Origin of the sequence: Cohnella zeiphila (genome assembly GCF_014212055.1) — a bacterium.
GTDB classification, from domain to species: Bacteria; Bacillota; Bacilli; order Paenibacillales; family Paenibacillaceae; genus Cohnella; species Cohnella zeiphila.
In genome coordinates, this window is record NZ_JACJVO010000022.1 from 93,050 (window position 1) to 105,884 (window position 12,835).

Consider the following 12,835-nt stretch of genomic DNA (forward strand, 5'->3'; position numbering starts at 1 on the left):
CGGCCATGACGATTTATTTATCCGCACTCGGATGGATCGGAGACAAGCCGGAAGGGAATCGGCTGCGCTGGCGCGTTCCGATGGGAGAGCCGGACGGCGCCGGCCGGTATTTGGGGTTGCCGAAGGAGATCATCGTCGAACGGGCGCCCTTCGATCTGCGTTCTTATTCGAAGCGCTTCGCGGCTGCGTATTCTACGACTTGGTGGGAGACGCTGGGAAGCCCGGCGGTCGGGGGGATTTTCCTCGCGGACGAGTACAAGCTGCCCGGACCGGTCCAGGCCGTATCGTTCGTCTGGCAGGGCGGCCCGGCTCGCATCGAATTTCTTAACGGGCGGGAAGGCACGCGGGAAGGGATGAGAACCGCCGTCAACGGGGACGCGATCTCGGTCGAAGGCTCGGCGATCGATACGATCGCGGTGCTCGGCACGGGCGGCACCTTGGCCAATCTGCGCGTGCTCGATCTGTTCCGCGACCGCGGGCTGGATTGGCAGCCGATCGCCGAGATTGCCGTGGAGCGGAGCTTCACGGCCGATCTGGACACTGTCGCCAAACGGTACGGACAGCCGACGACGCTGTCCGAACGGGAGTGGGACGAGCTTAAGCAGGCGGCGCAAAAAGCGATCGCCTCGGGCCCGGCGGACGCCGTGCCGGGAGAACCGACCGCCTGGGAGACGCTGGAGCTGCTCATGGGCATTCGCTGGGAGTTCGCGCTGCTCTGCGGCTTTGCCTACTTCGACGGTCCGGACGCGACCGGCTGCGAATTCGACAAGCTGACGGACCGGCCGTTGGAACGTCCCCAGTCGTTTTCGGAGATTCTCGCGTACGCCTACCGGGTCCGCGACCCGGACAGCGGAGAGACGAGCAACATGGCCGTCGTCCCGCTGACGATGGCGCCGCCCCTCAACGCTCCGATCGCCCCGCAAGTCGTCGGAGCGGAAGTTCGCGTCCCCGAAGCGCCTTCTCCGGCGGAAGGCTCCGCCGGTTCGACCGGTTCGCTTAAACTGTTTACGCCGCTTCCGTTCCTGCCGGAAACGTATCGCGCGCAGCTTACTCACGCCGTGACCCTGTCCGACGAGCAGGCCCAGGGCGCAGAGCTGGAGGAAGCCGTCGGCGCAAGCCCGACGACGGGAGCGGGCGAGGAGAGGCGGTCTTTCTTCCTGCGCTCGCATAGGCCCGAAGATCCGCCGTCGTTCTATGAGGCGGCGCGTTCCGTCGACGTCAGCTTTCCCGATGTGCGTATTCGTTCCCGAGCGCGGGCGCTGGACGCGTGGGACCGACTCAGCGATTACTCGCCCTGGTCGGCGCCGGTCTTGCCGGAGCTTCGGCACGAGCCGCTGCCGCCGACGTTCGAGTCGGTCTCCTATGCGTCCGGTACGGCAAGCATCGTGCTCAGCGACCCGGATTGGCAGCCGGATTCGCTCGTTCGGAAAACCGGCGGACGGCTGGCCGTCTATCGGCAGACCGCCGTTCCGCGCACGGCGGACGCCGTCTTCGGCGCGGCCGTGCCCGCGGGAAGCGGCTTGTACCGCGCGACGGTGTCCGGCGTCGGCTCGCTGGCGGATTTTATCGGGGGGACGTTGTCGGTCGGAGGCTATACGGAGACGATCGCGGCGGTCTCCGGCACGGAGGTCGTATTTCGCTTGCCGGATCAGGCCGGAACCGCCGCGGCGGTATTCGGACCGGGCAGCGGCCGGCTCGTCCAGGATTTGAAACATCCGTCATTATGGACGCATGTGGCCGATTTTCCGGCGGAACATTTGCCGGACACGCTGCTGTTCTCCGATCCGCTGCCCGCTCCCGCCGGGGTATCGGTCGTCAGCTATGCGGGGCGCTTGTCATACTTCGGACGGCTCGGTCCGTTCGGCGGCATCGTCAGAGGGCTGCGGTATCCGGAGACGCCCGTCGTGCCCCCGCCTTTTACGGTGGAGCCGCTCGGCATCGATTTTTACCACCGGACGCTGCTTCAACTGCGATTTACCGTTCCGTCGCCCGACGGGGCGTTTACGGTATGGTGGTGCGACGGCGAGGCCGGCGCCGAGGAACTGGCGAGCAGAGGGGCTCCGGGCAGCCACAAGGCGCAGACGGCCAAGGACGGCTTATACTTGTATGAATCGCTCGCGCTGCCCATCCCGCAGCACTCGGACCGCATGATTACAATCGGCGTGCAGCGCGTCGGCGAAGGCGCGCAAAGCGACTTCGCGGTGGTCTCCTGCCGGCTTCCGGCTCTGCATGGATAAGAGAAAGCCCGGCAGCGGAGCTGCCGGGCTTTCTATCGGGAATCTTCGCTATTCGAACAGCTTCAGCCGGCCGATCCGTTCCGCGGCTTCGCGCAGCCGCTCCTCGGAGGCGAGAAGACCGAGCCTGACGAACCCTTCGCCGTTCTCGCCGAAGCCGTTGCCGGGGGCAACGACGACGTCGGCCTGCTCCAGCAGCAGATCGGCGAACGACATCGACGTGTGGCCTTTCGGAACCGGCAGCCAGCAGAAGAACGAGCCGGCCGGCTTCGCCGCCTTCCAGCCGATGCCTTCCAGCGCGCCGAACAACGCGTCGCGCCGGCGCTCGTACGTGGCGACCAGCTCGGCGACCGAATGCTGCGGTCCGGTCAGCGCTTCGGCCGCCGCTTCCTGGATTCCGCCGAACAGGCTGCAGTAATAATGATCCTGGATCAAGTTCAGCAGCTCCACGATCTGCGGGTTGCCGAGCGCGAAGCCGACGCGCCAGCCGGCCATGTTGTACGTTTTGGACAGCGTATAAAATTCGATGCCGGCTTCCTTGGCGCCCGGCGTCTCCAGGAAGCTGACCGGCCGCTTGCCGTCGAAGCCGATCGCCCCGTACGCGAAGTCGCTGGCGACGGCGATGCCGTGACGCTTCGCGAACCGGACCGTCTCTTCGTAAAACTCGCGGGAAGCGACGGCCGAAGTCGGATTGTTCGGGTAGTTCAGGAACATCAGCTTGGCCCGCTTCAGCGCTTCCTCGGAGATCGAACCGTAGTCCGGCAGGAAGCCGTTCGCTTCGAGCAGCGGCATGAACGCCATCTCCGCGCCGGCGAGCGCCACGCCCGACCAATAATCGGGATAGCCCGGATCCGGCACGAGGCAGACGTCGCCGGGATTCAGCAGGCATTGGCTGATCTCGACGAGTCCCGTTTTGCCGCCGAACAGGATGGCGACTTCCGTCGCCGGGTCGAGCTCGACGCCGTAATCTTCCTTGTACCGGCGGGCGACCGCTTCCTTCAGGAACGGAAAACCGCGAAACGGGGGATATTTATGGTAGAGAGGATTGTCAGCCGCCTGCTTCAGCTTGTCCACGATCGGCTGCGGGGTCGGCAGGTCCGGGTTGCCTTGCCCGAGGTTGATGACATCCCGTCCGGTGGCGGCGCGGGCGTTGGCTTTGCCCACCAAAGCCGCGAAAAACTGCTCCGGCAGCGTCTTCATGCGCTCGGCCGGCTGAATTCGAATCGACATCGTTCCCGTTCACACTCCAAATCATGCGATAAAAAGATACGATGAATGTAGCATAACCGGGCGGGCATAGGCAATCGGAAAAGACGGAATATGCGCCTTGCGCAAGCCGAAGCGGATGGAGTACGATGGGGAAAACCAAGCGGCCGCGCGTGCGGTCCGCATTGCCGAAGGAGACACGAACCCGATGACCGACAAGTGGCGCATCGCCCTTATTCAAATGGAAGTCCGCGCGGGAGAGCCCGACGCCAACTTCGCCAAGCTGGCCGAGCTGCTGGAACGGGCTGTCGGCGGCGGGCCGAAACCCGACGTCATCCTCGCGCCCGAGATGTGGAACACCGGCTATGCGCTGGACCGGATCCGCGAGCTGGCCGACGAAGAAGGACGCCGCACGAAAGCGTTCGTCGCGGATTTTTGCCGCCGTCACGGGGTGAACGTCATCGCCGGCTCCATCGCCGAGCTTCGGCCGGGCGAAGGAGGCAGCGCCGTGACCAATACGGTCTACGGCTTCGATCGCGAGGGCAACGAGATCGCCGAGTACGCCAAAATCCATCTGTTCAAGCTGATGGACGAGCATTTGCATCTGGAAGCGGGGGAGAAGACGGGCCGATTCGAATTGGAAAAGGTGCCAGCCGCCGCGATGATCTGCTATGACATCCGCTTCCCCGAGCTCGCCCGGAAGCTCGCGCTGGACGGAGCGAAAGTGCTGTTCGTGCCGGCCGAGTGGCCGCATCCGCGGCTGCATCACTGGCGGACGCTGCTGCAGGCGCGGGCGATCGAGAACCAGATGTACGTCGTAGCCTGCAATCGCGTCGGAACGAGCGGAACAACAAGCTTTTTCGGCCACTCGATGATCGTCGACCCCTGGGGCGAGATCGTCGCCGAGGCGGGCGAAGAGGAGACGATCCTGACGGCCGGCATCGATCTCGGCTTGACCGACGAAGTGCGCGGGCGCATCCCGGTGTTCGCCGACCGGAGGCCCGCCCTGTACGAGTGAAGAGGAGTCGTACCCGTTACGGAGCCGAATCGGCAGCGTCCAGCTTTTTGATCGTCTCCCGGAACACGGAGATAAAAGCTTCCGCCGCGTTGGACATATAGCGTCCTTTGCGGTAGCCGATGACGAGCGTGCGCGTCGGGCGTTCCGCCAGCCGGACATAGACCGGCGCTTGCCCGACGGCGGTGCTGCGCGCCACCATATGGGGGACGAAGGCGATGCCGAGACCGGCGGCCACGAGCGACTGCACCGTCTCGATGTTGCTGCTCTCGAACGCGACCGTCGGCTGGAAGCCGCCCTGCCGGCAGATGTCGTGCGCGATCGCGCGAAATCCCTGGCCTTTCTTGAGCAGGACGAACGGTTCGTCCCTCAGCTCTTCGACCGGCACGGAGCGTCCTTCGCCGGCCGCTTCCGCCAGCCGGTGATCCGGCGGCACCGCGAGGAAAATCTCTTCCTCGATGATCGGCTCGAAGTCGAGCGAGGGCTCGATCAGCGGCAGCGAGAGCAGGCTGACGTCCGTCCCGCCGCTGGCGGTCAGCTGCTCGAGCTTCGTCGTCGTCTCCTCGACGAGCGCGATCTCGATGTTCGGGTGCGCCGCCCGGAACGCGGTCAGCACCAGCGGCAGCACGTGGGCGCCGGTCATCGGCAGGCTGCCGACGACGACGCGCCCGCGTCTCAGGTCCGCGATGTCCTCCATTTCCCGGCGCAGCTGCTCGGTCATGTCGACGATGCGCTGCGCTTTTTCCACGAACACGCTCCCCGCATGAGTCAGCTCCACCGAATTCGTGCTTCGCTTGAACAGCAGCACCCCCAGCTCCTTCTCGAGCTTGGACAGCTGCTGGCTGAGCGAAGGCTGCGCGATATGAAGCTTCTCGGCCGCCCGCGAAAAATTCCGTTCCGCCGCGATCTGGATCACGTATTGAAGCAAGCGAATTTCCATGCGAATCGCTCCGTTTCTTTTTCGATAATCGTCTTCGCGCCGCATTGCGAAAGGGGACCCCAGTTTTCAGCCGGATCCGGGCGAGAACTCCGCTTCCGCTTTTTGCCGCATCAGACCTGCAAAAATGCGGGAATTCCGGCGTTGCCCCGTATCGATGGCGGAAAAGCCTGCGATTTTGCAGGCGCTCGGCCGGGGAATGGCCGAAAGGCTGCTTCTTCCGGGAGAAAAACGGCATTTTTGCAGCCATTTTCCTCGAGAATGCCGTCAGTCGGCGAATAAACTGCATTTTTGCAGGAATGAGGCGTTTTCGCAGCCGACTTCGCATTTAGCGCCGGCTTGCCGGGCGCAAGCCGGCGCATCGGCGCATCTCTCTGCATTATAACATGGAACTATAATCCTTATAGGTATTATATCTTGGAACAATGATCTTGCGGATGTTATGATAGATTCAGTATTTAGGAGAAGACCAACCACGGGGTGAAATGATCATGAGCAAACAGACGATGTTCGAGAAAATTTGGAACAATCACGTCATTTTCTCGGAAGAGGGCAAGCCGAGCATTCTGTACATCGACCTGCACCTGGTTCACGAAGTGACTTCGCCGCAGGCGTTCGAAGGCCTGCGCATGAACGGACGCAAGGTTCGCCGTCCGGACCTGACGTTCGCGACGATGGACCACAACGTGCCGACGAAGGACCGGTTCAACATCTCCGATCCGATCTCCAAGCAGCAAGTCGACACGCTCACGGAGAACTGCCGGGAATTCGGCGTCAAGCTGTACGACCTGAACACGATCGACCAGGGCGTCGTGCACGTCATGGGGCCTGAGCTGGGGCTGACCCATCCGGGCAAAACGATCGTTTGCGGCGACAGCCACACGTCCACGCACGGCGCGTTCGGCGCGCTGGCGTTCGGGATCGGAACGAGCGAAGTCGAGCACGTGCTGGCTACGCAATGCCTGCAGCAAGCGAAGCCGAAGACGATGGAAGTCCGCTTCGTCGGCAAGCGTCCGGCCGGCATTACGGCGAAGGACCTCATCCTCGGCCTGATCGCCAAGTACGGCACCGACTTCGCGACCGGCTACGTCATCGAGTACACGGGCGAAGCGATCCGCGGCCTGACGATGGAAGAGCGGATGACCGTCTGCAACATGTCGATCGAAGGCGGCGCGCGCGCCGGCCTGATCGCGCCCGACGAGACGACGTTCAACTATCTCCGCGGCCGCGAATACGCGCCGCAGGGCGCCGACTTCGACCGCGCGGTCGAGCAGTGGAAGGCGCTTCGTTCGGATGAAGGCGCCGAATACGACCGCGTCGTCGAGCTGGACGTCGACTCGCTGATTCCGCAAGTCACCTGGGGCACGAGCCCGGGCATGGGCACGGACATTACGTCTGCGGTTCCGGACCCGGCGAAGATGGCGACCGATAACGAGCGCAAAGCGGCCGAGAAGGCGCTGGAATACATGGATCTGAAGCCGGGCACGCCGATGTCGGACATTCCGATCGACTACGTGTTCATCGGCTCCTGCACGAACGGACGGATCGAAGACCTCCGCGCCGCCGCCAAGGTCGCGAGCGGCCACCGAGTCAGCCCGAACGTGACGGCGATCGTCGTGCCGGGTTCCGGCCGCGTCAAGATCCAGGCCGAGAAGGAAGGGCTCGACAAGATCTTTACCGCCGCCGGATTCGAATGGCGCGAAGCGGGCTGCTCGATGTGTCTGGCGATGAACCCGGACGTTCTGCAGCCGGGACAGCGCTGCGCATCGACGTCCAACCGGAACTTCGAAGGCCGTCAAGGCCGCGGCGGACGCACGCACCTCGTCTCGCCGGAGATGGCCGCGGCAGCCGCGATCAAGGGCAAATTCACCGACGTTCGCAACTGGGAATTCAAATCCGAAGTGACGGCATAAGAAGGGAGCTGCATCTGTCATGCAACCATTTACGAAATTGACGGGTCTCGTCGCGCCGGTCGACCGCGTGAACGTAGACACCGACGCCATCATCCCCAAGCAATTCCTGAAACGGATCGAGCGCAGCGGCTTCGGCCAGTTCCTGTTTTTCGAATGGCGCTTCGACGAGCAAGGCAACGAGATTTCGAGCTTCAGCCTGAACCTGCCGCGCTACCAAGGAGCGGAAGTGCTGATCTCGCGCGCCAACTTCGGCTGCGGCTCGTCCCGCGAGCACGCGCCGTGGGCGATTCTGGACTACGGCTTCCGCGTCGTTATCGCGCCGTCGTTCGCCGACATTTTCTACAACAACTGCTTCAAGAACGGCATTCTGCCGATCAAGCTCAGCGAGGAACAAGTGGAAGAGCTGTTCCAGCGCACGAACGCACGCGAAGGCTACAAGCTGACGGTCGATCTGGAGAACAAGCGGATCGCCGACGATGCCGGCCTTTCCATCCCGTTCGAGCTGGACGAACACCGCCGCCAGTTCCTGCTGCAAGGGTTGGACGACATCGGCCTGACGCTGCAGCATGCGGACGAGATCGCGGCTTACGAAGCGAAAAACGAAGCTCGCCTGGCCAACACGTTTTAAGATAGCTCGTACGTTAACGCTTCGCGATGAGGCGAAAATAGTCGGCCTGCGGCCGGAGCGGTCCCGCGGAATTTTCCGCCGGACGCGCTTCGGCCGCAGGCCGTTAGCCCCAGAAAAACGCAAGCTGAGGCAGCATCTTCGGCCCTTTGTCTCCGAATCGGCAAAATTCGGGACAAAGGGCCTTTTTTTCCTCTGAATCTCGCAACTTTTACCTATTCGCGACGTCTAATGTTTCATAGACACGCCGGACGGGTAAATTGCCGCCCGTTCGGGCGATGGATCGACATTTTCGACACCGAGGTGAAGCATGAAGAAGTGGACGTCCCTGTTGTTCGTCGTCGCGGTCATGCTGTTCCTATCGGCCCAGGCAGCCGCCGCCCAGACGGTGACTCCGAAGCTGATACTGGACGGCAAAGTTTTGAATCCGACCGAGCCTCCCGCCCTTGTCGGCAATTACACGATGGTGCCGGTTCGGATCGTCGGGGAGAACTTGGGGTACAAGGTCGATTACGACAGTACCTCGAAGAAAGTGACCGTCGCGGACGGCGATTCGGTCGTGTCGATGGTGCTCGACAAGAAGGCCGCAACGGTCAATGGACAAGCCGTCAAATTGGACGCGCCTCCGACGGCCAAGTCGAACACGACGCTCATTCCGCTTCGTTTTGTCGGAGAAGCGTTCGGGCTGCAGGTTTTTTGGGAGAACTCGAACAAGTCCGTCTTCCTGTACAGCGGCCAAGCCTCCGGCGGAAGCGGTTCCGGCAGCTCGGATTCGGGCGGCTCGTCCTCCGGCGATCTGAGCGACACGCAGCCACCGGACGGCAGTCTGATCGGCATTGTGGGCCCGGAAGACGGTTCCGGGAGTGACGGGAACGGCGGCCAGCCGGATTCGGATCCGTCAAGCGGCGACCAGTCGGGATCGGTCCCGCAAGGCTCCGTTGCGCAGGTTCATTCCGTCTCCTTCGAAGACGGAGCGGTCGTGATCAAGTACAACAACGGCTTCCTCATTCCGAAGACGTCGATGTTGACCGGACCCGACCGGATCGTCGTCGATCTGCCTTCGGCGAATTTCGCCGCGGACTTCGCGCCGGCGCTCAGCACGGACGAGAACGGGAACGCGAAGCCGATCGGCGAGCTGGCGGTGACCGACGATGCGGCCTTGACGAAAATCCGCTACTCGCAGTTCGCCGACAGTCCGAGTACGCTGCGGTTCGTGCTGGACCTGAGCAAGACGTGGGGCTATACGATCTCCAACGACGCGGCGGCCGGCGTGATGAAAATCGCGCTTCAGGATCCCGCCACGCTGCCCCCGGCCGACACCGGAACCGGGACCGATACCGGAACAGGCAACCCGAAAGGGACGTACACGATCGTGCTCGACGCGGGCCACGGCGGTTCGGACCCCGGAGCGATCAGCATTACCGGCCGCTCGGAGAAAGACTTCACGCTGCCGGTCATTCTGAAGCTGCAAGCCCTGCTCGCCGCCGACAAGCGGCTGAACATCGTGTTGACCCGGTCGGGAGATACCTATCCTTCGCTGTCGGATCGATACAACCTGGCGAACTCGCTCAATGCCGACCTGTTCTTGTCGGTTCACGGGAACAGCAATACGAAGAGCTCGATTACCGGAACCGAAATTTACTACACCCGGGACGCCAGCCTCGATTTCGCGAACACCGTGCGGAAGTATGCGACGCCTTCCACCGGGCTTCAGGACCGGGGCGTCATCAAGCAGAGCCTGGCCGTCACGCGCGAGACGAAGATGCCGGCCGTATTGGTCGAAGCCGGTTATTTGTCCAATAAGAGCGACGAGAGCAAAATGTACACCGACGACTTCCAGAATTCGCTGGCGGCAGGAATCGCCGAAGCGATCAAGAAGTATTTAAACCTGGATTAATTGCGCTCCGCTCGTGCCGGGACGGCACCGGAAGACGAATCACATGGAGGAGAAAACATGGCGTTGGTGTCGCGTGGGAAGATTTGGACAAGCCTTCTGCTGGTGCTGATGCTGATCGGGACGGGAGCCGCTTATGCGGCTCCGTCTGCGTCTGCGGCCTCGGCAACCCCTTTCGGAGACGTGCCTGCGGGCCATTGGGCCGAGAAGCATATCGCCAAGCTGGCGCTGCAAGGGCTCGTAAACGGAAAGGCAGAGGGGCAATTCAAGCCGAACGATGCGTTAAGCCGCGAAGAAGCGGTCGTCCTGGCCATCCGGTTCATGGGTCAGGCGGACAAAGTGGATACGAAGGAAGTGGTTGCTTTTCCGAGCACGTTCTCGGTGGACAACTACTTTAAAGCTTATGTGAACTACGCCTTTAAGCAAGGGCTGCTCAACATGACGGAGGAGTTCAAGCTCGCGAGCTCCGAGCCGTCCAAGCCGTGGGGCAGCGCCTCCGCTTCCCGCGAATGGGTCGCCCGGCTCCTCGTGCGCGCGATCGGCAAGGAAGCCGACGCGACGGCAGCCGCGACCAAGGCGACGTCGTTCTCCGACAACGCCTCGATCGATCCGGCGCTTCTCGGCTACGTGAACGTGGCCGTCAGCACCGGGCTGGTGAAAGGCGTGGACGAGAGCAAGTTCGATCCGAAGGGCACCTTGACGCGCGCCGCCGCGGCGACCTTGTTCAGCCGGGCGGAACCGCTCGTCCAGACGGCGTACCCGGGTCAGGCGTCCGGCATTTGGCTGAACATCTCGCCGACCGAGCTCACGATGCTCCATTCCGACGGAACGACGTCGACGTACTCGGTGACGGATTCGACGCTCTTCTCCCGGGCCGACTCCGAGAAGCTGCTGACGGAAGACGCGCTGACGCTGTACGGAAAGGCGACGGTCATCAGTCCGGAAGGCGGCCAGGCCGACTACGCGGAGCAGCTCGACGACACGCCTCAGGTGAAGACGGTCGAAGGCAAGCTCGTCGTCGTGAACGAGTCCAAGCATAAGCTGTCGGTGCTCGTCGGCCAGGACGTGGAGGAGTACGAATACGACCCGGATCAGGAGCCGGTGGCTACCGATGCGGACAACAACGCGATTGAGCTCGGCGCACTGCCCGCGGACGCGAACGTCACGCTGATGGTCGACGCGTTCAGCCAGTCTCCGAAGCTCGTCGCCGTCAGCGTCAAATCGTCCACGGTCGCCAAGTCCGGAAGCGGAACGATCGTATCCGTCGATACATCGGCCAGATCGATTCTGGTGAAGGACGCTTCCACGGCGGTCGCAAGTCCGCTTGCCGTCGCCTCGACCGCCACGATCCAGAAGAACGGCACCTACGTCAACCTGCCCGAGCTCGCTGCCGGAGACGCGATCACGTATAGCCTGCTCAACGATGAAGTGACCAGCATTGTCGTAACGCCGTCTTCTGCCAATACGGTCCAAGGCTATCTGTTCAAGGTCGATACGACCGCCAAGACGGTTCAATACACGGCGGCCGCAGGCTCCTCCGACATCAAGGCGAAGTTCTATGCCGACAACGTGACCGTATCGATCCCGAACGCGACGAGCCCGGATCTCAGCAATCTGTATGCCGGCGACGCGATCACGATGACGCTGGATGCCAATGGCAAGATCGTCGGCATCGAAGTGAAATCCCGGGCGTTTACTTCGGTAACCGGGGGAACGATCACCTCGTACGATGCCGATTCGAAAATTCTGGTCGTGAAGGATCCAAGCGGCACGCCGGGCGCGTATACGCTGGACGACGCGACCAAGTTCGATCTGAACGGGACGGCGATCTCGCAATCGACGGCTTCTTACTATTTAACGAAGGGCAAGAAAGTGAACCTGGGCTATTTGGGCACGAAGCTCGTTTTCCTGTCGGTCGTCTCCAGATACGAGGGAACGGTCGTCAAAAACGATACGAACGCCCATACGCTGCAATTGACGCTGAAAGACGGCAGCAGCGTATCGGTCGGCTACGGTACGCCGGCCGTGGACATCTACGGCGTCACGACGGCCAATTACAGCAACGTGGCTGCCGGAGATAAAGTGACGGTGCTGCTGGATTCCAACCAGAACATGGCCACTTCGATTCTGGTGAACAAAACGGTTCAGTACGATATTTATTCCGCGAACGCCGCGCAGAACAAGCTGAACGTGACGGATTCCGCCGGCACGACGACGGAATGGACCGTCGGTGCAGGCGTCTCGATTCTGGGCGAGAACGGACAAGCGGCCGATCTGAGCGTCTTCACGGCGGGCTCCGCGCTGAACGCCGTATACGAAGGCAAGACGCTTCGTTCGATCCAACTGGTGCCGGTCGTCTTCGGGCAAGTCGCGTCGGTCGACGCCGCCGCCGGCACCGTCACCGTGCAGCCGGGCGCGAACGCGGCCGTCACGCGTACGGTCGGCACGTCGCCGATCATTACGAAGAGCGGCTCCACGGTCAGCTCGCTCTCTTCATTGAGCGCCGGCGACCGGGTGGAGATCCGCAACAACGCCGCGAATCAAACCGTCATCACCGTCGTAGCGGGAACGGCGAAGGAAGTTTGGGTGTCGGACGCGGTAAGCTCCTTCCTCAAGTTCAAGACATCGTCGTTGACCGAAGATTCGGTGAAGGTCGCCCCGACGGCTTACATTCACCAAGGCGCGACGACGCTGACGCTGTCGAACCTGAGCAACGGGGACAAGGTAACGGTGTACGTGCTGCGGAATAAAGCGGTCGAGATCGTCAAGTCGTAAGGAAGGTTGCCCGCAAGGCAGCCCTTCATCGATCCCGGAAAGAGGGGAAGCCCTTTTTCCGGGATCGTTTTATTTTTGTTTAGGAAATGATGCGATTAAATTTCCTGTGGATAACCGGGGGCTCCCCCAAAAGTATTCGGAATTAACTTCAGAGCATCGCTTCAGTTTTGGGGGTTCTTATCGGGGGCTCCCCCAAAAGTATTCGGAATTAACTCCAGAGCATCGCTTCACTTTTG

General features: G+C 62.2%; 9 protein-coding genes. 6 read left to right on the top strand and 3 right to left on the bottom strand.

The window, feature by feature from the left end; translation table 11 throughout:
• Positions 1–5 precede the first annotated feature (5 nt).
• Positions 6–2,237 (top strand): hypothetical protein, encoded by a 2,232-nt coding sequence (locus tag H7C18_RS18555; protein WP_185130584.1) that lies wholly within the window; start codon positions 6–8, stop codon positions 2,235–2,237.
• A 48-nt stretch (positions 2,238–2,285) separates the two neighbouring features.
• Here H7C18_RS18555 and H7C18_RS18560 read toward each other — a convergent pair whose 3' ends face one another.
• The gene (locus H7C18_RS18560; protein ID WP_202887145.1) at positions 2,286–3,464 is read right to left on the bottom strand and encodes a pyridoxal phosphate-dependent aminotransferase; all 1,179 of its coding nucleotides are present in this window, start codon (positions 3,462–3,464) and stop codon (positions 2,286–2,288) included.
• A gap of 184 nt (positions 3,465–3,648) precedes the next feature.
• Between H7C18_RS18560 and H7C18_RS18565 the strand changes: the two genes are divergently transcribed.
• Positions 3,649–4,458, top strand: a complete 810-nt coding sequence (locus tag H7C18_RS18565; RefSeq protein ID WP_185130597.1) for a carbon-nitrogen family hydrolase — start codon at positions 3,649–3,651, stop codon at positions 4,456–4,458.
• Positions 4,459–4,474: 16 nt separating this feature from the next.
• Here H7C18_RS18565 and H7C18_RS18570 read toward each other — a convergent pair whose 3' ends face one another.
• Positions 4,475–5,395, bottom strand: a complete 921-nt coding sequence (locus H7C18_RS18570; protein ID WP_185130585.1) for a LysR family transcriptional regulator — start codon at positions 5,393–5,395, stop codon at positions 4,475–4,477.
• A gap of 110 nt (positions 5,396–5,505) precedes the next feature.
• Positions 5,506–5,754: a hypothetical protein gene (locus H7C18_RS18575; RefSeq protein WP_185130586.1), complete on the bottom strand. Its 249-nt coding sequence runs from the start codon at positions 5,752–5,754 to the stop codon at positions 5,506–5,508.
• Between the two features lie 129 nt (positions 5,755–5,883).
• Here H7C18_RS18575 and leuC point away from each other — a divergent pair, with 129 nt between their 5' ends.
• The 4 genes from leuC (at position 5,884) to H7C18_RS18595 (ending at position 12,599) form a co-directional block, all read left to right on the top strand.
• Positions 5,884–7,305 carry a 3-isopropylmalate dehydratase large subunit gene (gene leuC, locus H7C18_RS18580; protein ID WP_185130587.1) on the top strand — a complete coding sequence of 474 codons (1,422 nt, stop codon included), beginning with the start codon at positions 5,884–5,886 and terminating at the stop codon, positions 7,303–7,305.
• Between the two features lie 19 nt (positions 7,306–7,324).
• Positions 7,325–7,933, top strand: coding sequence for a 3-isopropylmalate dehydratase small subunit (gene leuD, locus H7C18_RS18585; RefSeq protein WP_185130588.1), 609 nt, complete (start codon positions 7,325–7,327; stop codon positions 7,931–7,933).
• 307 nt (positions 7,934–8,240) lie between these two features.
• Positions 8,241–9,827: an N-acetylmuramoyl-L-alanine amidase family protein gene (locus H7C18_RS18590; RefSeq protein WP_185130589.1), complete on the top strand. Its 1,587-nt coding sequence runs from the start codon at positions 8,241–8,243 to the stop codon at positions 9,825–9,827.
• 57 nt (positions 9,828–9,884) lie between these two features.
• Positions 9,885–12,599, top strand: coding sequence for an S-layer homology domain-containing protein (locus H7C18_RS18595; protein ID WP_185130590.1), 2,715 nt, complete (start codon positions 9,885–9,887; stop codon positions 12,597–12,599).
• Positions 12,600–12,835: the final 236 nt, after the last annotated feature.

Excerpts from the sequence above, each read along its gene's own strand:
- H7C18_RS18555 (WP_185130584.1), top strand. The coding sequence starts at position 6 with ATGACGATTTATTTATCCGCACTCGGATGGATCGGAGACAAGCCGGAA.
- H7C18_RS18560 (WP_202887145.1), bottom strand. The coding sequence starts at position 3,464 with ATGTCGATTCGAATTCAGCCGGCCGAGCGCATGAAGACGCTGCCGGAG.
- H7C18_RS18565 (WP_185130597.1), top strand. The coding sequence starts at position 3,649 with ATGACCGACAAGTGGCGCATCGCCCTTATTCAAATGGAAGTCCGCGCG.
- H7C18_RS18570 (WP_185130585.1), bottom strand. The coding sequence starts at position 5,395 with ATGGAAATTCGCTTGCTTCAATACGTGATCCAGATCGCGGCGGAACGG.
- H7C18_RS18575 (WP_185130586.1), bottom strand. The coding sequence starts at position 5,754 with ATGCGCCGGCTTGCGCCCGGCAAGCCGGCGCTAAATGCGAAGTCGGCT.
- leuC (WP_185130587.1), top strand. The coding sequence starts at position 5,884 with ATGAGCAAACAGACGATGTTCGAGAAAATTTGGAACAATCACGTCATT.
- leuD (WP_185130588.1), top strand. The coding sequence starts at position 7,325 with ATGCAACCATTTACGAAATTGACGGGTCTCGTCGCGCCGGTCGACCGC.
- H7C18_RS18590 (WP_185130589.1), top strand. The coding sequence starts at position 8,241 with ATGAAGAAGTGGACGTCCCTGTTGTTCGTCGTCGCGGTCATGCTGTTC.
- H7C18_RS18595 (WP_185130590.1), top strand. The coding sequence starts at position 9,885 with ATGGCGTTGGTGTCGCGTGGGAAGATTTGGACAAGCCTTCTGCTGGTG.